Here is a 20277-nt window from a genome sequence, read left to right on the forward strand (position 1 = left end):
TTTTTCTCACGGCGCCTCGGACTCCTTGTCCTGCGGCCGCGCCTCGCGCCTGGAGATATGCACCTTGGCGATGCGCCTCTCGTCAGCCTCCAGCACGGTCAAGACCAGGTCGTCGCTCTCGATCACCTCTCCGGCGGCGGGGATGCGCCCGGTGAGATGGAAAATGAGCCCCCCCACCGTCTCGAACTTGTCCTTCTCCACCACCACGTCGAAATGCTCCTGCAGCTCCTCGATGGGAAGCCTGCCGTCGGCCACGATGGAGTTGTCCGCTTGCACCGACAGCCGCTCGGTCTCCAGGTCGTACTCGTCCTGGATGTCCCCGACGATCTGCTCCAGGAGGTCCTCGATGGTGACGAGCCCGGCCGTGCCGCCGTACTCGTCGATGACGACGGCCATGTGCACCCGCCGCTTCTTGAAGTCGTGCAGCAACTCCTCCAGGTTCTTGGTCTCGGGGATGAAAAACGGCGGGCGGATCAGCTTTCTAAGCTCAATCGCGTGGTCCGGCTCCCCCCAATACCGAAGCAGGTCCTTGGCGTAGATGAGGCCGATCACGTTGTCGATGGTTCCTTCGTAGACCGGGAGGCGGGAATGGCCGGAGGCGATGATGGATTTCAGCACCTCGCTCACCTCGTCTTCGATGGAGACGCAGGACATCTCCATGCGCGGCAGCATGATCTCGCGCACCATGGAGTCACCCAGGCCCAGGATGGAACGAATCATCGCGTTCTCCTCCTGGTTGATGACCCCTTCTTCCTCGCCGGCGTCCATCATCTCCTGGATCTCGGCCTCGGTGACCCGCTTCTTGCCGTACAAGAGCCTGGTGAGGGACTCGATCAAGCCCTGCCCCTTGCTTCCGTTATCCTCTTCCAAGGACGTTTCTCCTCCGTTGTTGCGTTAACCGTTTGATCTTCCCTCTCAGGCGAAGGCGTTGAATAGCAGGTTCACCGCCACGGTGATCGAGATGCCGGTGAGCGCGCCGTACACGAGTTCCCGCACCGTGTGGATCTTCAGCAAAAGCCTTGAGTGGCTCACCATGAGGGCGAGTATCAGGCACAAAAGCGCGATGAGCGGGTCCTGGGTCTGCAGGGTGACCGAGGTGGCGATGGAGAAGGCGACCGCCGAGTGGCCGCTGGGGACTCCCCCCTTGAGCGGCGTGCCGCTGCCGGTCACCCCCTTCAGTATGATGACGGCGATGAGCACCAGGATCACCGAGACAAGGATCCCCAGCTCCGAACCGGTTCCGACCATGGCAAGCAACCTCTTTTCCACCGGGAAAATGTACTTCGACAGCACCAGGTATCCCATGATCGCCGTCCCGAAGGCAGCCACGAGCACCGCGCCCGCCGCGACGTCCTTGGCGAGCTTCGCCATGGGGTTGAACTCCGGGGAGATCATGTCCACCACCACCTCGATGGCGGTGTTCAAAAGCTCGGCAAAAAGCACGAAGCTGATGGCGAGCGCCAGAAGCATGAACTCCAGCAGGGTGACCCGCAAGAGGAGGGCGGCGACCAGCACCACCAGCGCGGCCAGAAAATGGTGCCTCATGTGCTTTTGCGTCCGCGCCGTGTAGAGGATCCCCTCTATGGCGCAGTTCACCGATTCGACGAAGCTCGTGGGCTTCATCGCTTCCCCCTGCGGACGCTAGACAAGACCTTCCCCGACCAAGAGGGCGAAGATCTCGCGCTCCTTCGCCTCCATGCGGGCCGCCTCAGCCTCGCCGCTTCTTTCGTGATCGTATCCGGTGATGTGCAGGATGCCGTGCATAAGCAGGAAGTAGAGGCGGCTTAGGAAGGTCTCCCCCGCCTCCTCCGCCTCGCGGAGGGCGGTGTCCACCGAGATCACCACGTCCCCCAAAAGCTCCGGGTTGACTGCGCCGAACTCCCCTTCCTGCATGGCGAACGAAATCACGTTGGTCGCCTTGTCCCGCCCCAGGTAATCGCGGTTGATGACCCTGATGGCGCGGTCGCCGACGATGCTGATGGAGAGTTCCGCCTCAGGACATCCCAAGGCGTCTAAGATCCTCTGCGCCACCTTTCGCAACGCCGTCGTCCCGACCGGGATCCGCCTTTGGCGGTTCGCTATCGCAATCCTCTGGGCACTTCTTGACAATGTTCTTCTCCTTGTAGGCCGGCTCCGGGTAGTCTATGCGCTGGTGGTAGATCCCGGCGAGTATCTGGTTGAAACTCTTGGCTATCTCGTGCAGGTTCTTGAGCGTCAGCTCGCACTCGTCGAGCTGCCCGTCGATGAAGATGTTGTTGATGATCTTCTGCACCATCCCCTGGATCCTGGCCGGGGTCGGGTCGGTGAGGGTGCGCGAGGCGGCCTCGACGCAGTCCGCCAGGAGCACGAGGCCGGCTTCCCTGGTCTGCGGCTTGGGGCCGGGGTAGCGGAAGTCCCGCTCCTCCACCGGCGGGGCGCCCGGGGTCTCCAGCCCCTTCGCCTTCAGGTAGAAGTAGCTGATCAGGGAGGTGCCGTGGGACTGGCGGATGATCTCGATGATCGGCTGCCCTACCCGGTGCTCCTTGGCGAGCTCCACCCCTTCCTTCATGTGCGAAATGAGGATCAGTGCGCTCATGCTCGGGGAGAGCTTGTCGTGGCGGTTCTCGCCGTCGCGGATGTTCTCGATGAAGTACTGCGGCTTCTTGAGCTTGCCGACGTCGTGGTAGTACGCGGCTACCCGGGCCAGGAGCGGGTTCGCGTTGATGGCCTCGGCTCCCGCCTCCACCATGTTCCCCACGAGCACGCTATGGTGGTAGGTCCCGGGGGCGCGGATCATCAGCTCGCGCAGAAGCGGCGAATTTAGGTTGGCGAGTTCGAGGAGCTTCACGTCCGTCGTGTACTGGAAGAGCGCCTCGATGAGCGGGATGGTTCCCGAGGCGAAGACCGCGTTGATGAGGCCCCCCAGAAGGGCGAAGGCTACGCAGTATACGGTCTGCAACGAGAAATGGCTGTCGCTGTAGACGTAGAAGCAGACGGCAAGCGCCATGTTGACCACGCTCACCTTGAAACCGGCGCTGTAGATGGTCCCGCGCTCCTTGCACTGGCGCACGCCGTGAGCCCCGACGATACCCCCCAAGAGGGCGTAGATCACCACCAGCAGCGAGTTGTTAAGCATGATGCCGGTGAGGGGGGCGGTGACGGCGCAGTAAACCAGCGCGACCTCGGAGTTAAGGATGATCCTCACGATGATGGCGCTGGCGGCAAAGGGGAAGACGTAGAAATAGCTGGCGGTGTCGATGCTGGGAAAGAGTCCCCCCATGGCGGTGGAGACGGCGGAGACCAGCTTCAGCACCGCGAAGTTCCCCACCGTCAAGAGCGACAAAAGCAGGATGTCCTTGTTGCTCGGGTTGAACTTGCGGATGTTCTTGCGGCCGAAGCGAAACGGTACGTAGCAGAGCACGACGACCAGCCCGAAGATCCCCAGCCCGGTAAGGATCGGGGCGCGGCTCTTCGCCTTGTAGATCTTCTCCAGCTTCATCGCCTGCTCGGAGGTGACCCGCTCCCCGACCCGGACGATCATCTCGCCGCGTTTCATCTTGAAAAGGACCGGGCGTACCGCGGCGCGCGCCTCGCTTTTCTTGTCGTCGGTGAGGTTGCGGTCGAAGCTCAGGTTGGGGGCGATCATCCGCTGCGCCACCTTCCTGAGAATTTCGAGGTCATGCGCCGAGGCGCCCTGGGTCAGGTAGACGCCGCTAAAGGCGCGCCTGGCCGCGGGGAGGTCGATGCTGGATGAGTAGTCTCCTCCCGCCACTTCCTGCCGCGTGGTCTCGTCCAGTACTACGATGCCGTGGCGCAGATCCGCGGCGAAATTGGAGCGGTCGGCGACGATACGCTGACGGTAAATGGGGGCGAGCTGCCTTCCCAGATCGGAGAGAAAGGCACGCTCCTGCCTGATCCGCGACAGCGCCCCGAATTCCTGGGTCGAGATGTCGACCCCCAGGACGCCGGCGATGGCGTTGCGGCGCGCCTCCCCCTGCCCGGAATCGCGCATGAGTTCCAGCGCCTCCTCGAAGCGGCGCACCAGGTCTATGTTTCCGTTTTGGGCGAGACTGTAGATAAACGGGGCCACGGCCTCGGCCTCGGCGCGCTTTTTCTCGGTGAGCAGGAGATCCTCGATGAGGTAATCCTGGGTGGCGCGGATATCCGAAGTAGCGATGTCGCCTTCGCGGTAGTTGACCGTGAGGAACTGCGGGCTCGGGATGATGAGCAGGGTGAGGAATAAGGCTGTGAGGAAGAGCATGATAAAGCGGCTGCGCTTTTCATACTTGTCACAGGAGAAGCCTTCGGCAACTGCTTCCAACCATCTGTCACAGAGCCGGATGAGTGAGCTCTTCTGTTTTTTGTCGCCGCTTTCGGTGGGCATTATATCTATAGTTCCCGTGTCATGAGGACAGAGGCTGCAGGTTGGCAGGCAAGGGGACAATATATATCTAATGCCGGATTACTGTCAATCTAAACCAAAAACCTTGGGAACAGCAGCTCTGACAGCAAGTTAGCAAAATTTTACAAAAGTCCCTTCCATTTAGGTGCAGAAATGTTATATAACGGAACTCAATTAAGAGGGGAGTCGTAGTCTCTTCATAATTTAAATTCAACCTAGGGGGGAGAGATGAGCCAGATAACCGACGTTTATGCCAGAGAGATCCTTGATTCCAGGGGGAATCCTACGCTTGAGGTAGAGGTGTTCCTGGATTCCGGCGTTATGGGAAGGGCTGCGGTTCCGTCCGGCGCATCGACCGGCGAGCGCGAAGCACTGGAGCTGCGTGACGGCGACAAGGGGCGCTACCTCGGCAAAGGCGTGGAACAGGCCGTTTCCAATGTTAACGACATCATCGCCGACGAGATCACCGGCATGGATGCGACCGACCAGGTCGGGATCGACAAGAAGATGCTGGAGCTCGACGGCACCGAATTCAAGAGCCGCCTGGGCGCCAACGCCATCCTCGGCGTTTCCCTCGCCGTTGCCAAAGCCGCAGCGGAAGAAGTCGGAGTGCCGCTGTACCAGTACATCGGCGGATGCAACGCAAAAGAGCTGCCGCTGCCCATGATGAACATCATCAACGGCGGGGCTCACGCCGACAACAACGTCGACATCCAGGAATTCATGATCATGCCGGCAGGCGCGGCCAACTTCAAGGAAGCTCTCAGGATGGGCGCGGAGATTTTCCACGCGCTGAAGAGCGTCCTCAAGGGCAAAGGGTACAACACCGCCGTTGGCGACGAAGGTGGCTTCGCGCCGAACCTCAAATCCAACGAGGAAGCGCTGGAAGTCATCATGGAAGCCATCGTCAAGGCCGGCTACAAGCCGGGCGAAGAAGTGCTTTTGGCGCTCGACGTCGCGTCTTCCGAACTCTTCGAAAACGGCGTCTATACCCTCGAGAACGAGGCGGATTCCAAGAAGACCGCGGACCAGCTGGTCGACTTCTACGAGAACCTGGTCAACAAGTACCCCATCGTCTCCATCGAAGACGGCATGGCCGAAAACGACTGGGACGGCTGGAAGAAGCTCACCGACCGCCTCGGCAAGCGCATCCAGATCGTGGGCGACGACCTGTTCGTCACCAACCCCTCCATCCTCAAGGAAGGGATCAAGAAGGGGATCGCCAACTCCATCCTGATCAAGCTGAACCAGATCGGCACCCTGACCGAGACCCTCGACGCCATCGAGATGGCCAAACGCGCCGGCTACACCTGCGTCATCTCGCACCGCTCCGGCGAGACCGAGGACACCACCCTTGCCGACCTGGCAGTAGCGGTGAACGCAGGGCAGATCAAGACCGGTTCGCTCTGCCGCACCGACCGCGTCTGCAAGTACAACCAGCTCCTCAGGATCGAGGACGAACTCGACGATGTAGCGCAGTTCCGCGGGCACGAGGTCTTCTACAACATCAAGAAGTAATCGGGTCGATTCATGGCTGAAAAAAGGGGCGCCTCCTGACGGGGGGCGCCCCTTTTTTTCCGCCCGCTGCGTTTTTGCAGCAGCGGCCCGCCCGGGCTTGGGGGCTCCACGCTGGCAGCGGGTGCCCGGAAGCCGGTCGGCGCACGGGGATTCGCTTGCGCCTTATAGCTCATGAGGGTATACTCCGCCCCATGTTAACCTACCAGATAGACGCCAAAGACCACTGCAGGCGCATGGACAGCTTCATGCGCAACCTGCTGCCGACCGCCCAGTTTTCCTACCTCAAAAAGCTGATCAGCTCCGGACACGTCAAGGTGAACGGCTCCCCCGTCGAGGCGGCGCAGCTGCTAAAGTTCGCCGACCAGGTCACGTTGAAGGAAAGTTCCAAGACCGCGGCCTTCCTGGCGCGCCTCACCCCGGAGCTCGACATACTCTTCGAGGACAGCTGGATCATCTCGCTCAACAAGGCGCCGGGGCTGTCGGTGCACCGGACCGAGGATCCCGACGAGGTGAACCTGGTTGACCTCGCCGAGACGCTGCTGCAAAAACGCGACGGCGTCGGCAGGCTCCGGCCGGTGAACCGATTGGACAAGGGAACTTCGGGAGCCATCATCCTCGCCAAGAGCGCTGTGGCCGCCGGGATGTTCGGCAAGATGGTCCAGGAAGAGGGACTGGGCAAGCTCTACCTGGCGCTGGTGGAGGGAAAGCTCCAGAAGCAGGGCGTTATCGATGCGCCGTTGGACGGAAAGGAATCGCAGACAAGTTACCTGAGGCTTTTTCATGGGGGAGGGGTTTCGCTATTGGCGGTATACCCGATCACGGGTCGCATGCATCAGATCAGGCAGCATTTCAGGATGATCGGTCACCCGATCCTGGGGGACAAGCGCTACGGCGGGAGGGGTCTGACCGGCTTCACCGGGCACGCCCTGCATTCCTTCAAGACGACCCTGGTGCACCCGGCAACCGGCGAAGAAGTGAACATCCCGGCCCCGCTACCGGAGCAGTTGATGCGGCTCGTGTCGCGCTACAGCGCCGTGAGCGAGAAGAACCTGCTCGACACCCTGGACCAGCTGCCCGCCTCAGGCCCCCTCCCCGCCTAGCTCACCAGCCGTGCTCGCCGATCAGCGGCACGAACCGAACCGGGCAGAGCTGCTCATGGCGGAAATGCCCATCACGCGTCCGGCGCACCCGCACCAGCTCCTGCAGGTGCTGGGTGGGGCCGACCGGTATCACCAGCCTCCCCAAGGGCGCCAGCTGGTCCAGCAACTCGCGCGGCACTTCGGGCGCCCCCGCAGTCACCACGATGGCGTCGTAGGGCGCGTGTTCCTCCCACCCCAGCGTGCCGTCCCCGAGATGGACGGTGACGTTGCCGTAGCCAAGCTCTTTGAGCCTCGCCCGCGCCCCCGCTGCCAGGGAGGGGATGCGCTCCACCGTGTAGACCTGGGCGGCGCAACGGCTAAGAACCGCCGCGGCATAGCCTGAACCGGTGCCGATCTCGAGCACCCGCTCCCTGCCCAGCAACTCGAGCGCCTCGATCATGTAGGCGACGATGTAGGGCTGCGAGATGGTCTGCCCCTCCGCGATGGGGAGCGGACCGTCGTCGTAGGCAAAAAGTTCCATCCCCAAGGGGAGAAAGGCTTCCCTGGGAACCTCCCGCATCGCCTGCATCACGGCCGCGTCGCGAATCCCCCGCGCGGCAAGGTGCTCGCTCAACATCCGCTCCTTCCTGGCCTCCATCGCTCTTTTCGGGTCGACAGTCATACCTCCTCCCAAGGTGCAAATGGGAACATACAGCAATCGGCAGACAACGGGGCTGGCCTGACAGTCACAGCCCGATTTCAACAGCCGCCATTCTGGCATCAGATGCCCCCCGTACAGCTTTAGCGGCATCTAATCTTATACGGAAGCGTGGCCCATTCAAGTTGTTGACTCTTTTTTGGGGCGAGCGTAGACTAAAATCATAGCAGAGAGGTCTTTGAAATAGCTCTGGAGTACAGGTACAGAGGCAGCATGAGGTTACCCTGATTATTCCACACTTACAATTTCCCAGGTTTCAGACGCGGTGTGCAATTCCCTGAAGTAAAAGGAATTACCTAAAGCGTTTTCCGGGGAGATGCTTCACAAAAGAGCGTGGTCTCACCAACCTCTACCGTACTTTGGAGCTCATAACTGGCGCTTAAGGAGATCAAGCCGATTGGCCTAAAATAATCACATCCGCCATGCGCGTTTAAACCGCTTCAAAAAGGGGGAGTAAACGGAGTGCAACGGGTGGCATGGTCAGTAGAGAGCATGCGCATCGACACCACCTGCAATCGTTCCCACCGACGGATATGTGTAAAGGATTCTCCGCGGTTAAGCGCCAGTTATATTTCTGGGGAAAAGGTCCAGTGATTTCATTCACTGGGCCTTTTTTCGTTTCCACTCCGCATCGGGGCATGCCCCGGTTGCCGCTGCTCAAACCGGGACAACTTGTCGGTATCTGAGAAAAGGTCCGGGAAGCTGGGCCGACTGGAGGGACCCCATCCGGAAGATCGATCGACTCAGGCATGAAATCTCGGGCAGTAAAATGCGGGGTATGATCGGGATGCTATACTGTGGTGGCTTTAAAGGAATCTAACGCAACACGGAGGTAGCCATGCCACGAGGTGCCAGAATAACCATGGAGGAAAAGGGACAAAGGGCGGTACGGAGCTTGGAGCCTTACCTGTCCAAAGGCGGACTCCAGGAGGGAACCGTATGCAAGGGGTGCGGCATCGTCTACCGCAACAAGAGATGGCAGATTGAAACCACCCCCGGCGCACATAGCGGCGAGGTGTTCTGCCCGGCCTGCCAGCGCATCCAGGGGGAGGACCCGGCGGGAGTGGTGACGCTGTCCGGCCCTTACCTGGCGCAGCACAGGGAAGAGATACTCAACAGCATCAAGCAGCAGGAGTCCAAGCACCGCGAGAAAAACCCGCTGGGGCGCATCATGGAGATCAAGGAGGAGAACGGCCAGATCACCGTTACTACTACCGAGGACAAGCTGGCCCAAAAGATAGGTAGGGAGATCTACAAGTCTCAGCGAGGCGAGCTTCACTACCAATGGAGCCACGACCAGCGCATGGTCCGGGTGGCGTGGAAGCGTTAGGTTTTCGGTCGCCGCTCCTTCCAGTGCCACATAAAAAAGCCCCCCTTGCCACGGCAAGAGGGGCTTTTTGTTTGGTTATCGCCTGCGTAAGGGGTCGAACAGGTATTCCAGCCCGTTCACCTTCACCTCGTAGATGCACTGCAGCATGGCGCCCAGTTCTCCCGCGGGAAACCCTTTCTGGCGCATCCACACCAGGTAAGGCTCCGGGAGATCAACCAGGAGGGTTCCAAGGTACTTCCCGTAAGGCATGGTCGTCTTCGCCAGCCGGAGCAGGTACCCAGGGTCAGGGACCAGATCCTCCAATCGCCTACCCCTTCAGCTTCGCCTTCAGCAAATCGCCCAGGGTACCCATCCCCTTCGGCGCTTCGGAGACGGTCTTTTTGTAGGCGTCCATGGTTTCGGCTTGCTCCTGCTCGGCGCGGCTCACCGAGGCAAGCGACAGCGAGATCCTTCTCTGCTCGCGGTCCACGCCTTCAACCTTCACCTCGACTTCCTGCCCTTCGGCAAGGACCTCGCGCGGGTGCTGAATCCTCTTGCCGGCGCCCAGCTTGGAGATGTGAATCAGGCCGTCGACGCCGCTTCCCAGCGTGACGAAGGCGCCGAACGGGGTGAGACGGGCTACCTTGCCGTTCTGGTAGGAGCCTTCCGGGAAGGCACTGGCCGCCTCTTCCCAAGGATCGGCCAGGGTGTCCTTGAGGGAGAAGGAGATGCGGTTCTTTTCCCAGTCGATCCCCTTAACCACCACTTCGACTTCCTGCCCGACGGTGAGCACGTCGCTTACGTGGTTCACCCGGGCCCAGGCCACCTCCGAAACCGGCAACAGACCCTCGACCGCGCCGATGGAGACGAAGGCGCCGAAATCGCGCAGGGAGGTAACGGTGCCCTTGACGCGCTGCCCAACATTCAGGGTCTCTTTCAGCGCATCCTTTTGCTGCTGCATTTCCTCTTCCAGCAGCGCGCGGTGCGAGACGACTATATTGCGGCCGTTTTCGGCGTACTCGACGATTTTGAAGGAGAGCTGCTTCCCGATGAAGGAAGCCGTATCCTCCACCCTTCTCAGGGCGATCTGCGAGAACGGGCAGAAGGCGCGCGAACCGGCGACCTTGACTTCGAAGCCGCCTTTGACCTCTTTCTCTACGGTGCCCCCGACCGGAATGCCTGCTGCGTAAGCCTCTTCCAGCTGGGCGTTGCCGGCCGACTGGCCGCTCCCGGCACCGATCTTGGTGGTGAAGCGCATTTCGTTGTTGCGCGACGAGATGAACCAGGCGGTGACCTTGTCGCCGACCTTGACGCTCACGTTGCCTTCGGCATCGGTCAGTTCCTTTATGTCCAGGACCCCTTCGCCCTTGCGACCGGTGTCCAGGAAGACCCAGTCCTTGGTGATCTTGAGGACAGTCGCCTCAACCTTGGAGCCCGGCTCGAGGCGCCCGGCATCCTTTTGGCTGCGCTCGAACAAGTCAGCAAAGCTTTCCTCTTCCGTCTCCATCTCATCCCTGTTTTCGTTATCCATTTAAGTGACCTCATCGACGTTTTTGTTGCGCTTTCGCAACCCGTGGAGCATACAGGTGACCCCGCACCCTTGTCAACCACGTTTGAGCAGACAGAGGTCCAGTTTTGGCATTATTTATCAGGGGTATTGCCGCACGTCTAAGCAAATTCGCTCATGAAATTAAAGTTACCGCTGCTCCCCTCCGATAGGTCCTGTGATGCTTGAGGAAAACATCACTTTGCTATACCAGGAGGAACAGCATGGGCATCTTGGTCTGCTACGACGACTTCACTTACGATGTAGTCAACGATTTTCATTTTGACTACCTTGTTTCCACCGGGTCCATTGTCGGGTTTGATCGGTCAGGGCAATGGGTCAAGCAGGAGGAAACAATTCCAACGCCTCATCCTATCGAAGCTGCCAAGGCTGAGCACTCGGCCTAATCACATCACAGACAGCAGGGGCAGCAGTTGCCAGGCCTCCAGTGAGGATATGCAGCTCTCCCCTTCTCCTGCCAACAGGATTTTACACTTGCCGCAGTGACTCTTGTGCAAGCGGCCGCACCGCTATGCCACCCGCTCCCCTTCCCGCCGCCCTGATCTAAGCATTGTTTTCGGACAACTTAGATTAAATTATGATAACATCTCCCGGTGCATGGCCATGAGAACCGTAGCAACGGAGGAGTTATGAACGTACCGGCGGCGCTAAAGCGGATCACAGATCAGGTATGGGAACTACCGGTGAGCTACAAGGAAGGGATGCTGGTACCCGCACGAATCTTCGCCTCGGAGAAATTGGTCCGGGAGATGGATGCGGGCGTTTTCGAGCAGGTCAGCAACGTCGCCACGCTCCCCGGCATCCAGAGATACGCCTACTGCATGCCCGACGGCCACTGGGGCTACGGCTTTCCCATAGGCGGAGTCGCCGCCATGGATCCGGGAACCGGCGTCATCTCCCCTGGAGGGATAGGCTTCGACATAAACTGCGGCATGCGGCTGGTATTGACCAACCTGACCGCCGACCAGGTCCTCCCCAAACTGCATCAACTGGTCGATCGCCTCTTCGCCAGGATACCCACCGGCGTTGGATGTCATGGTTTCGTGAAGCTGAAGCAGGACGATTTTCGTTCCATAGTGCAGCAGGGTTCGCGCTGGTGCCTGAAAAACGGCTTCGCTACCCAGGAAGATCTGGATATGACCGAGGAAGGGGGCTGCTTCTCCGGCGCCGACGCCTCGCACATAAGCGACAAGGCGGTGGAACGCGGCTACAACCAGCTCGGCACACTGGGGAGCGGCAACCACTACTGCGAGATCCAGGTGGTTAAGCCCGAGAACGTCATGGATGCGGAACTGGCGGCAGCGTTCGGGCTCACCACGGTGCCCAACCAGGTGGTGATCATGTTCCATTGCGGCAGCAGGGGCTTTGGCCATCAGGTGGCAACGGACTACCTGAAGCTGTTCCTCTCGGTCATGGGGCGCAAGTACGGCATCAAGATAGTCGATCGGGAACTCGCCTGCGCTCCATTCCATTCGCCGGAAGGTCAAGCCTACTTCAGCGCCATGAAGTGCGCGGTCAACATGGCCTTCGCCAACAGGCAGGTGATCCTGCACCGGATCAGGGAGGTCTTTTCCGACCTGTTCCATGCCTCGCCCGACGAACTCGGGCTGCGCATGGTGTACGACGTGGCGCACAACACGGCGAAGCTGGAACGGCACGAGGTAAACGGGCCCCGGAAGGAACTCCTGGTACACCGCAAAGGATCAACCCGCGCCTTCGGCCCTGGCGCGGCAGGCTTACCCGGGTGCTACGCCAAGACCGGCCAGCCGGTCATCATAGGGGGTAGCATGGAGACCGGCTCCTACCTGCTCGCGGGGATGCAAAGCGGCGCCGACGCCTTCTTCACCACCGCCCACGGCAGCGGCAGGACCATGAGCAGGCATGAGGCTAAGAAAAATTTCAGGGGGGACAAGCTGCAGCGTGAAATGGAGGCGCGGGGCATCTACGTCCGCACCGACTCGTTCGGCGGGTTGGCGGAGGAGGCGGGGTCCGCCTACAAGAATATAGACGAGGTCGTGGAAGCCACCGAGCTGGCCGGCTTGAGCAAGAGGGTGGCCCGCCTGGTTCCGATCGGCAACATCAAGGGGTAGCCCCTGCAGAACAGGGGACCTGTGGAGGAAAGATGCCGTACCAATACCGCGGTGACATAGCCCATGCCGACGTCGCATTCGATGCCTGGGCTAAGACCCTGGAAGAACTCTTCCGTGATGCGGCACGGGCGACCGTGCAGGTGATGGCGGAAAACCTCGAGGGGATCAGGCGGACGCAAACGCTGGAAGTGAAGCTGACCCAGGAAAACGAGGAGATGCTCCTTTTCGATTTCCTGAACGAACTGATCTTCTACAAGGACGCGAGGAGACTGCTCCTGCTCCCTGCGGAGCTGACCATCATAAAGGGAGAGAGCGGCGTCGAATTGCGCGGCACGCTGCAGGGCGAGGAGATCGATCCGGCAAGGCATGAAATGAACACCGACGTTAAGGCGGTTACCATGCTGAGATACGCGGTGGAAAAAACCGACGAGGGTTGGCATGCGACGGTGGTCTTGGATGTCTGAAATAAAAGGCTAGCCGATGGTGTAGGAGGGGTCGACGATACGTTCGCTGCGGCATACCGGGCAGCGTCCGGGCTTTCCCAACCGCTCCCGTTTCCGAAAAGAAAAACCGCACTCCAGGCAGGCAGGAGGTGTCACCACCAGCCTGCCTCGGAGTGCGATTCGTATGTGCTCCAGGTGCTCCAGCACCTCTTTCTCGCCAATCCCCACCTGCCCTGAAATCTCCCTGGCCGTCATGTTCTCGCCGGTCAAAAGCGAGACGGTCTCATGGCGCACCGTCTCGCGCCGGTCCGGAGGGACGCGCGGCCCCTTCGGCCTGCTCCTCATAGCCCAGTCAAGACCAGCTTGTTGACCACCTCGTTCACCCCTAGCACGTACCACACGTCCGACTCCGCCGCCCTCTTGTTGTTCGGGGTCGGCACCGTCCCTTCCATTGTGACGATCCCGTCCCGGCTATGGACGGTTATCTGCGACGCATTCACCAACGGGTCCTTCTCGAGCACGATCCGGATCAGGTCGACCAGCTCTTCATCCTGCTCCTCGGCGTTGGAGAAGAGGTCGATCCCGTTGACCACGTCGCTGCTGCCGGGAACCCACCAGCTAAGAACCCCGGCCAGGCGTTTATGAGAGATGCTCTCGGCGACGCCGTTAAGCACCACCACGCCGTTATCAACCTCCACCTCGAAGTAGCGCTCCTCCTGAACCGACCGGACCGGCTCCATAGCCTGCTTAACCAGCGCCCTGACCGAGTACGACCGGAAGGCGGGCTCGCTGGTGAGGGCGTTGCAAACATGGTCGCGAATAGCGCCGTCCTCCATAGGCTCCGAAGGCTCAACCCGCAGCCGGTCCACGAGGCCGGAGACGGGGGAAGGCTTCGCGGCTATCGCGAGCGCGATCTTCTTGGCGGCGATGCCGCCGACCTCGCCTGAGATGGTGACCACGCCGTCAGCGAAACTGAGTTCAATGGGATGGTTGTGCAGGTTCACCCTCGGCTCGCGCTCTAATGCGGCGCGGATGGTGCCGACGACCTCGTCTTCTCTTATCATGATGATCCCCCTTTTGTGCCTTATAATTAGGAAACGGCGGCTCGCAATCTGCTGGTTTCACAGCTGTTTGGGTGGGAGCAAAACACATTAACGAAAGCCAAGGCGCAAACGAATTAGATTGTATCACGGGGCAATGGGTTGTCGAACGAGAGGGAAAACGCGGTAAAGGTGGGGACGGGGCGGCTGGCGCCCCGATTTTCCATCACATGATACGGTTGAGAAAGGACTGAATTCTGTCGTGTTCCATCTGGTTGCTGAAGAAGTCTTCGGGGGTTCCCTGGGCGACGAAGGATCCCTTCTCCATGAAGATGACCCGGTCCGCCATCTCCTTGGCGAACCCCATCTGATGGGTGACGATGATCATGGTCATCCCCTCCTTGCCCAACGACCGGATGGTGTCGAACACCTCGCCGATCAGCTCGGGGTCGAGGGCGGAAGTGGGCTCGTCGAAAAGCATGAGCTTTGGCCGCATGGCCAGCGCCCGCGCTATGGCGACGCGCTGCTTCTGCCCACCCGACAGGGTGGCCGGGTAGACGTCGCGCTTGTCGGAAAGCCCCACCTTCGCCAGCATGTCCAGGGCGATCTCGCGCGCCGCCTCGGGGGACTTCTTCTGCACGGTAAGCGGCCCCTCCATCACGTTGCCGAGCACGGTCATGTGCGGGAAGAGGTTGAAGTGCTGGAACACCATGCCGATCTCGGAGCGAAGCTCGCAGATCTTCGCGGGAGCGTCCAGGTGGCGCCGGCCGTGCTTGCTCTTCACGTAGCCTATCTCGTTCCCTTCGAAGGTTATGGACCCTTCTTCGATCTCCTCCAGGAAGTTCACCGAGCGCAAAAGCGTCGACTTTCCCGATCCGGATGGCCCTATGATGACCACGATTTCCCCCGGGCAGACGTCGAGGTCGACGCCGTTTACCGCGGTCAGGGCGCCGAAGCGCTTGGTGATCCCCTTGAGGCTTAGCAACGGTTGGTTAGCGGTTTTCATAGATGCCGGCCCTGATCTCGATCTTCTCGAATATGAAGGTGAAGATGGTGGTGAAGAGGAGGTAGATGAACGCCGCCAGAATCAGCGCCGTCACGTTGAAATAGGCGTTGAACATCTGGTCGGCGGAGCGCATCAGTTCCACCATGGCGATGGTGGAGACCAGCGCGGTGTCCTTGATGAGCGCTATGAACTCGTTGCCGATGGGGGGCATCAGCCGCTTGTAGGTCTGCGGGATGATTACCCGGCGCATCGCCTGCCAGTAGCTCATGCCGATCGCCTTGGCGGCTTCCATCTGCCCGTGTTCTATGCTCTGAATGCCGCCGCGGATGATCTCGCCCAGGTAAGCGGAGTAGTTGAGGCCCAGCCCCAGGATGGCGGCGGTGAAGGGTTTGAAGGTGATGCCCAGAGACGGAAGGCCGTAGTAGATGAAGAAGAGCTGCAGCAGAAGCGGAGTGCCGCGGAAGAGCCAGATGAAGAACCAGCAGAGTCCGGAGACAGGCTTAAAGGTGCTGATGCGCCCTAAAGCTATCAGCAGGCCGCCCAAGGGGGAGATCACGATGATGCAGACCACCAGGGTGATGGTCATCACCGCCCCCTTCAAGAGCTGCGGCAGGAAGCGGAGACAGTCCTCCAGGAAGACTACGTAGCGCGGCTTCTGTTCCTTTTTGACCGATGCGATGAAGTTGAGCGCCTCGCTGTTGTCGGGGTAGAGGGCAAGGACCTCGTTCGCGCTGGCGCTGGCGGCATTCATGTCCTTGAGGGCGAACTGAAGCCTCGCTATCTGCATCCGGCTCCTGACGAAGGCGCCACTGTCGTCGCCCTTGTCCGGTTTGACCTTTTGCAGGATAGCGATGGCGGCAGGGAGGTCACCGCTTCCCATCGCGTCGTTCGCGTCGCTGAAGATCTGGTCGTAGTCCGCGGCGTAGCAGGCCTGGACCAGGAGGAGGAACAAGCATGAAAAAAGCAGGATCGTTTTCTTCGAGATCCTGCCGGAAAAAAGTCTCATCGGCACACCTGAATTATTAGCTGTAACGGTCCCCCTCCCCGTTGCCGGGGAGGGGATAGTTCGGTCTATTTCCACTTCTTCGGGTTGGTGATGTCCTCGCCGAACCATTTCTTGGAGATCTTCGCCATGGTCCCGTCCTTCACCATCTTGTCCAGGGTCTTCTGCACCGCCTCGCGCAGCTCTACGTCATCCTTGCGGAATGCGACGCCGAAAGGCTCCTTGGTGATGTTGCCGGGGATGATCTGGAACTTGCCGGGGCGCTTGGCGATGAAGTCGCGGCCGGTGGCGTCGTCGATGACGACCGTGTCAAGACGCTTGGATTCGAGGTCGAGCAGAGCCTTGGGGTTGTCCTCGTACTCGCGCACTTCGGCGGGTGCTGCCGGGAGTTTCTTGACCGCTTCCACGGCGGAGGAGCCTTTCTGGACCCCTACCTTGGCCCCTTTCAGGTCCGCAAGCTTCTTGAACTTCTTCTCCCCGAAGCGCACCACCGCCACCTGCCCGTCCATCTTGTAAGGCTTGGTGAAGGCAACTTCCTTCTTGCGCTCGTCGGTGATGGTCATCCCGTTCCAGATGCAGTCGAACTTCTTGGAGTTGAGCGCGTGCATGACGCCGTCCCAGGCGGTCGGCTGCCACTTGATCTTGATCCCCAGGCGCTTGCCTACTTCTTGCGCGGCGTCGATGTCGAAGCCTACTAGTTCGCCTTTATCGTTGCGGTAACCCATGGGGGGGAAGGCATCGTCCAGACCGATGGTGAGGGTGCCTTCTTTCTTAACCCTTTTGAACGACCCGTCCGCGGCAAAAGCCGAAACGGCCAGCGTGAGTACCAGCAAGGAGGAGAGGATTGCCAAGATCTTTTTCACGTTTACGCTCCTTTTCTTTCCTGTTTTATGGGGGTGCGGCTTAGAAAACTTTGATGTAGACAAACAGGGGTTAGGACCGGCGGATTATTACAGAATATGGGAAAACCGTCAAGCAGGTATTGGTGATGCGGTCAGACCGCCTGACAGGATGTTGCACTGTCACAAATGCCGCTAAAGAACGAGAAGATACAGTATAGACCCGGTACCGTATACCATGTTGCCCCCATTTTGCCAAAACAGTATAATGCCGGTAGTTGGATTGTTATCAGCTGAGAGGATGTGACGAGGCTTTAGCAAATGTGCAAGAAGATATTCATAGCGGCGACCGGGCAGCACTGCGGCAAGACCACCATCAGCCTGTCCTTGCTGCACCTGGCCAAGAAGAAGTACGCCCGCGTCGGATTTATAAAACCCATAGGCCCAAAGGTCTTCATGCTGGACGGGGTCGAGATGGACATGGACGCTGCGCTGATCGCCTCTGTCTACGGGATGGAAGCCGACCGCGCGCTGATGTCCCCCGTGGTGCTCGGCAAGGGATACACCAAAAGATACCTCTCCGGCGAGATCAACCCCGAGGCGCCGCTGGAAAGCATCAAGAAGGCGTGCCGCGAGCTTGAGGCCAAGAACGATTTCCTGATCATCGAAGGTTCTGGGCACGGCGGGGTCGGCTCCGTGGTCGGCGTCAACAACGCACAGATCGCCCGCACCCTGGATGCACCGGTCATCATGGTGGCAAGCGGCGGCATAGGTTGCGTCATCGACTCGGTGCAGTTGAACCTTTCGCTGTTCCAGCAGCAGGGAGCGGACGTCAAACTGGTCCTGGTGAACAAGCTCCTGCCGAACAAGCGTGAGGAAACGCTGGGCTTTCTGCGCAGCTTCTTCGAGAGCCGGCAACAGCAGGTGGCCGGAGCGTTCGACTACTCCCGCACCCTGGCGAACCCTACCCTGCTCGACCTTTCCAAGCTGCTGAAACTACCGCTTCAAGGGGACCAGCAGGGAAAGAACCGCATCATCCACAACATCCAGTTAGGCGCAGCATCCTCCCAGCGCGTCATCGACACCTTGCAGGATTCGACGCTTCTCATCACCACCAGTTCCCGCGACGAATTGATAGTTACCACATCGGCACTCTACAATATCCCCGCCTACCGGCAGAAGCTGGCCGGCTTGGTGATCCCCGGCATCGCCCCCATCTCCGCCATCAGCCAGAAGATTCTGGACGACAGCCATATCCCCTACATCCGGACGCTGCAGAACACCGCCGAGGTCTTCATAACCCTCTCCGAGCACGTCTCCAAGATGACCGCTGACGACGATGAGAAGATCAACCTGATCAAGGCGACGGCTGAAAGCGTCTTCGACTTCGACGCCATCGACGCCATGAGCCGTTAACAGAAAAGCCGGCGGGGGGTTCTATCCCCACGCCGGCTTCCCGCTTCAATCCTGCCGCAAACCTTCTTCCCTACTCCCGCATGTCAGCTAAAGCGTCATAGATGCCATAAGGGGTCGATTCGACCACCTGAACCGTCTTCCCCAGTTCCCGCTCCAGGTCGTCCATCGTCAGGTCGTCGAGAAATACCCCCTCCCCCTCCTTAAGCATCACGTCGGGGACCAGCACCAGATCTCCCAGCTCTACGCCCTGCAGCGCGGAAATGATGTCCCTGCCGCAGACGAGTCCGGTCACGGTGACCGACGGGCCGAACAGCCTGTTTTTCACCGCCACCGCAGCTATGGAGGCGCCGGTCGCCGTCGAAAGTTGCGCAAGAAATCCCGCCAGGTAGTTGTAGGGCGACTCGCCGGTGACCACCGTGACACGCGCACCCGGTACCGGTTCGGCCTCCTCCAGCACCTGCTCCGCCTCCGACAGAAAGAGAGGGATCATTCCCACGCCGTTTTCCAACTGTGGCAGGTCGCCGTAGCTCGCCAACGGGGGGAAGGGAATCTCCCCCTTGATATAAAACTCGTCGGCGAGAAACAGAAACGGCTCTCCGAGCCTCTCTTCCAGAAGCCGCGCCTTGCCGCTCCATTGCTCGACGAAGGAGGCTGCGAACTCTCTCGTCAACGGGACAAGCGGCGGAAGATGCTTCCGGTGCTCGGTAAGCCCCACCGGAACCACCGCCAGCGAGGCGACCGCCGGATACATCGACGCCAGATCCTCGACGGTACGGGCAAATGCCTCCCCATCGTTCCATCCCGGGCAGAGCACCACCTGGGTGTGCATGGTTATCCGCGCCTCGGCCAGCTCCTTCATGACCTCGAGTATAGGGAGGATGCCGCTTTTGCCCAGCAACTCCTCCCTTAATTCAGGCTCGGTGGCGTGAACCGAGATGTAGAGCGGCGACAGGCGCTGCTCCTTGATCCGGTCCAGCTCGGCACGGCCGATGTTGGCCAGCGTCACGTAATTTCCATAGAGAAAGGAAAGCCGGTAATCCTCGTCCTTGACGTAGAGCGGACCGCGCAGCCCCTTGGGAAGCTGGTGTACAAAGCAGAAGACGCAGTTGTTGCCGCAGCGTGCCGGAAGAGGAGCCTCGAAGGAGAGGCCCAGCGGTTCACCTTCCTCCCGCTCCACCTCCAGCTCCCAAAGCTCGCCATCCCCCTTTTCGAGTTCGAGATCGAGCAGGTCGTCCGCCGAGTAGTAGTTGTAATCAATGACGTCGCGCAGCGGGTGCCCGTTCACCGATATGAGCCGGTCTCCCGGCTCGATCTCAAGTTCATCGGCGATGCTTCCCGGCATCACCCTGTCGACAATAAGGCCTGACATCCACTTCCTCCTCTTCGCGTCCCTTTGGCGAGCGCCCTGCTATACCGGCTGCGTAAGAATCCGTTTTCGACAGCGCTGTGGCACCGGGCACTCTTCCAGACACAAGCAGCAATCATATGAGGAGAAGGAGGATTTTGGCAATAGATAAAAAAGGCAGCCGGCTCTTTGGAGCCGGCTGAAGATGGAGAGGTTTCCCGCTAACCCATGGCTGCTTGGACAAGTATTTTATCCGTAGCGGACTGGATCTAGCGATGAAGTTGGCTGAATAATTACTGGTGCAGACGGAACACGCCATCTACTGAGGTGATGCTGCAGATAGCATGTTTGTAAATGAGGATATCGCCGTGAACTTCCATGAGAACGGAAAAGTTGTCGAAGGATTTGATGTGCCCTTCAAGCTTCTCACCGGACATTAATTGCACCAAAACCTTTACGCGTTCCTTACGAGACTGATTCAGATATTGGTCCTGGATGTTAAAAGGCGTTTTCGGCATGATTC

At 59.8% G+C, this 20277-nt stretch carries 20 protein-coding genes and 1 pseudogene; 7 read left to right on the forward strand and 14 right to left on the reverse strand.

Annotated elements, in window-relative coordinates:
• Positions 1-6 precede the first annotated feature (6 nt).
• From K419_RS0115260 to K419_RS0115275, 4 genes are read right to left on the reverse strand one after another with little or no spacing between them, the layout of a single operon-like run.
• On the reverse strand, positions 7-870 hold the full coding sequence (locus K419_RS0115260; RefSeq protein ID WP_026842349.1) for a hemolysin family protein: 864 nt from the start codon (positions 868-870) through the stop codon (positions 7-9).
• 45 nt (positions 871-915) lie between these two features.
• The gene (locus K419_RS0115265; protein ID WP_012529434.1) at positions 916-1623 is read right to left on the reverse strand and encodes a diacylglycerol kinase; all 708 of its coding nucleotides are present in this window, start codon (positions 1621-1623) and stop codon (positions 916-918) included.
• 18 nt (positions 1624-1641) lie between these two features.
• On the reverse strand, positions 1642-2007 hold the full coding sequence (gene ybeY / locus K419_RS23200; protein ID WP_026842350.1) for an rRNA maturation RNase YbeY: 366 nt from the start codon (positions 2005-2007) through the stop codon (positions 1642-1644).
• Positions 1994-4363 (reverse strand): HD family phosphohydrolase, encoded by a 2370-nt coding sequence (locus K419_RS0115275; protein ID WP_026842351.1) that lies wholly within the window; start codon positions 4361-4363, stop codon positions 1994-1996. Before K419_RS0115275 ends, ybeY begins: the two co-directional genes overlap by 14 nt.
• A gap of 246 nt (positions 4364-4609) precedes the next feature.
• Here K419_RS0115275 and eno point away from each other — a divergent pair, with 246 nt between their 5' ends.
• Positions 4610-5899 carry a phosphopyruvate hydratase gene (gene eno / locus K419_RS0115280; protein WP_026842352.1) on the forward strand — a complete coding sequence of 430 codons (1290 nt, stop codon included), beginning with the start codon at positions 4610-4612 and terminating at the stop codon, positions 5897-5899.
• Positions 5900-6090: 191 nt separating this feature from the next.
• Positions 6091-6999 (forward strand): RluA family pseudouridine synthase, encoded by a 909-nt coding sequence (locus tag K419_RS0115285; RefSeq protein ID WP_026842353.1) that lies wholly within the window; start codon positions 6091-6093, stop codon positions 6997-6999.
• A 1-nt stretch (position 7000) separates the two neighbouring features.
• Here the strand turns inward: K419_RS0115285 and K419_RS0115290 are convergent, their stop codons facing one another.
• A complete protein-coding gene (locus K419_RS0115290) occupies positions 7001-7660 on the reverse strand; it encodes a protein-L-isoaspartate(D-aspartate) O-methyltransferase (RefSeq protein ID WP_026842354.1) in 660 nt (219 codons plus the stop codon).
• Positions 7661-8534: 874 nt separating this feature from the next.
• Between K419_RS0115290 and K419_RS0115295 the strand changes: the two genes are divergently transcribed.
• The gene (locus K419_RS0115295) at positions 8535-9026 is read left to right on the forward strand and encodes a BCAM0308 family protein (RefSeq protein WP_026842355.1); all 492 of its coding nucleotides are present in this window, start codon (positions 8535-8537) and stop codon (positions 9024-9026) included.
• 75 nt (positions 9027-9101) lie between these two features.
• Here the strand turns inward: K419_RS0115295 and K419_RS0115300 are convergent, their stop codons facing one another.
• Positions 9102-9329, reverse strand: a complete 228-nt coding sequence (locus K419_RS0115300; protein ID WP_026842356.1) for a DUF3820 family protein — start codon at positions 9327-9329, stop codon at positions 9102-9104.
• Positions 9330-9333: 4 nt separating this feature from the next.
• Positions 9334-10536, reverse strand: coding sequence for a 30S ribosomal protein S1 (gene rpsA / locus K419_RS0115305; protein ID WP_012529425.1), 1203 nt, complete (start codon positions 10534-10536; stop codon positions 9334-9336).
• A 239-nt stretch (positions 10537-10775) separates the two neighbouring features.
• Between rpsA and K419_RS0115310 the strand changes: the two genes are divergently transcribed.
• From K419_RS0115310 to K419_RS0115320, 3 genes are all read left to right on the forward strand, one after another.
• Positions 10776-10958 (forward strand): GSU3473 family protein, encoded by a 183-nt coding sequence (locus tag K419_RS0115310; protein WP_026842357.1) that lies wholly within the window; start codon positions 10776-10778, stop codon positions 10956-10958.
• A 243-nt stretch (positions 10959-11201) separates the two neighbouring features.
• Positions 11202-12662, forward strand: a complete 1461-nt coding sequence (locus tag K419_RS0115315) for an RtcB family protein (protein ID WP_026842358.1) — start codon at positions 11202-11204, stop codon at positions 12660-12662.
• Between the two features lie 32 nt (positions 12663-12694).
• Positions 12695-13126: an archease gene (locus K419_RS0115320; RefSeq protein ID WP_026842359.1), complete on the forward strand. Its 432-nt coding sequence runs from the start codon at positions 12695-12697 to the stop codon at positions 13124-13126.
• Positions 13127-13135: 9 nt separating this feature from the next.
• Here K419_RS0115320 and K419_RS0115325 read toward each other — a convergent pair whose 3' ends face one another.
• The 5 genes from K419_RS0115325 to K419_RS0115345 all read right to left on the reverse strand — a co-directional run bounded on the left by K419_RS0115325 (position 13136) and on the right by K419_RS0115345 (position 17017).
• Complete coding sequence (locus K419_RS0115325) at positions 13136-13450, reverse strand: transcriptional regulator (protein ID WP_026842360.1); 315 nt, start codon at positions 13448-13450, stop codon at positions 13136-13138.
• On the reverse strand, positions 13447-14169 hold the full coding sequence (locus tag K419_RS0115330; RefSeq protein ID WP_026842361.1) for a BON domain-containing protein: 723 nt from the start codon (positions 14167-14169) through the stop codon (positions 13447-13449). Before K419_RS0115330 ends, K419_RS0115325 begins: the two co-directional genes overlap by 4 nt.
• A 202-nt stretch (positions 14170-14371) precedes the next feature.
• Positions 14372-15151, reverse strand: coding sequence for an amino acid ABC transporter ATP-binding protein (locus K419_RS0115335; RefSeq protein ID WP_026842362.1), 780 nt, complete (start codon positions 15149-15151; stop codon positions 14372-14374).
• Positions 15138-16157, reverse strand: coding sequence for an amino acid ABC transporter permease (locus tag K419_RS0115340; protein WP_026842363.1), 1020 nt, complete (start codon positions 16155-16157; stop codon positions 15138-15140). Before K419_RS0115340 ends, K419_RS0115335 begins: the two co-directional genes overlap by 14 nt.
• A 65-nt stretch (positions 16158-16222) precedes the next feature.
• A complete protein-coding gene (locus K419_RS0115345; protein WP_026842364.1) occupies positions 16223-17017 on the reverse strand; it encodes an amino acid ABC transporter substrate-binding protein in 795 nt (264 codons plus the stop codon).
• 297 nt (positions 17018-17314) lie between these two features.
• On the opposite strand from K419_RS0115345, the gene K419_RS0115350 reads away from it, so the two are divergent.
• On the forward strand, positions 17315-18409 hold the full coding sequence (locus K419_RS0115350) for an AAA family ATPase (protein ID WP_026842365.1): 1095 nt from the start codon (positions 17315-17317) through the stop codon (positions 18407-18409).
• Between the two features lie 70 nt (positions 18410-18479).
• Here the strand turns inward: K419_RS0115350 and K419_RS0115355 are convergent.
• Together K419_RS0115355 and hfq are read right to left on the reverse strand one after the other, a co-directional pair.
• Positions 18480-19781: pseudogene (locus tag K419_RS0115355) on the reverse strand (DUF512 domain-containing protein); the annotation flags it as partial.
• Positions 19782-20047: 266 nt separating this feature from the next.
• Positions 20048-20272, reverse strand: coding sequence for an RNA chaperone Hfq (hfq, locus tag K419_RS0115360; protein WP_012529414.1), 225 nt, complete (start codon positions 20270-20272; stop codon positions 20048-20050).
• Positions 20273-20277 lie beyond the last annotated feature (5 nt).

Origin of the sequence: Citrifermentans bremense R1 (assembly GCF_000426865.1) — a bacterium.
Taxonomy (GTDB): domain Bacteria; phylum Desulfobacterota; class Desulfuromonadia; order Geobacterales; family Geobacteraceae; genus Geomonas; species Geomonas bremensis.

Excerpts from the sequence above, each read along its gene's own strand:
- K419_RS0115350 (WP_026842365.1), top strand. The coding sequence starts at position 17,315 with ATGTGCAAGAAGATATTCATAGCGGCGACCGGGCAGCACTGCGGCAAG.
- rpsA (WP_012529425.1), bottom strand. The coding sequence starts at position 10,536 with ATGGATAACGAAAACAGGGATGAGATGGAGACGGAAGAGGAAAGCTTT.
- K419_RS0115265 (WP_012529434.1), bottom strand. The coding sequence starts at position 1,623 with ATGAAGCCCACGAGCTTCGTCGAATCGGTGAACTGCGCCATAGAGGGG.
- K419_RS0115325 (WP_026842360.1), bottom strand. The coding sequence starts at position 13,450 with ATGAGGAGCAGGCCGAAGGGGCCGCGCGTCCCTCCGGACCGGCGCGAG.
- hfq (WP_012529414.1), bottom strand. The coding sequence starts at position 20,272 with ATGCCGAAAACGCCTTTTAACATCCAGGACCAATATCTGAATCAGTCT.
- K419_RS0115340 (WP_026842363.1), bottom strand. The coding sequence starts at position 16,157 with ATGAGACTTTTTTCCGGCAGGATCTCGAAGAAAACGATCCTGCTTTTT.
- eno (WP_026842352.1), top strand. The coding sequence starts at position 4,610 with ATGAGCCAGATAACCGACGTTTATGCCAGAGAGATCCTTGATTCCAGG.
- K419_RS0115285 (WP_026842353.1), top strand. The coding sequence starts at position 6,091 with ATGTTAACCTACCAGATAGACGCCAAAGACCACTGCAGGCGCATGGAC.
- K419_RS0115290 (WP_026842354.1), bottom strand. The coding sequence starts at position 7,660 with ATGACTGTCGACCCGAAAAGAGCGATGGAGGCCAGGAAGGAGCGGATG.
- K419_RS0115275 (WP_026842351.1), bottom strand. The coding sequence starts at position 4,363 with ATGCCCACCGAAAGCGGCGACAAAAAACAGAAGAGCTCACTCATCCGG.
- K419_RS0115335 (WP_026842362.1), bottom strand. The coding sequence starts at position 15,151 with ATGAAAACCGCTAACCAACCGTTGCTAAGCCTCAAGGGGATCACCAAG.
- K419_RS0115310 (WP_026842357.1), top strand. The coding sequence starts at position 10,776 with ATGGGCATCTTGGTCTGCTACGACGACTTCACTTACGATGTAGTCAAC.
- K419_RS0115295 (WP_026842355.1), top strand. The coding sequence starts at position 8,535 with ATGCCACGAGGTGCCAGAATAACCATGGAGGAAAAGGGACAAAGGGCG.
- K419_RS0115320 (WP_026842359.1), top strand. The coding sequence starts at position 12,695 with ATGCCGTACCAATACCGCGGTGACATAGCCCATGCCGACGTCGCATTC.
- K419_RS0115330 (WP_026842361.1), bottom strand. The coding sequence starts at position 14,169 with ATGATAAGAGAAGACGAGGTCGTCGGCACCATCCGCGCCGCATTAGAG.
- K419_RS0115315 (WP_026842358.1), top strand. The coding sequence starts at position 11,202 with ATGAACGTACCGGCGGCGCTAAAGCGGATCACAGATCAGGTATGGGAA.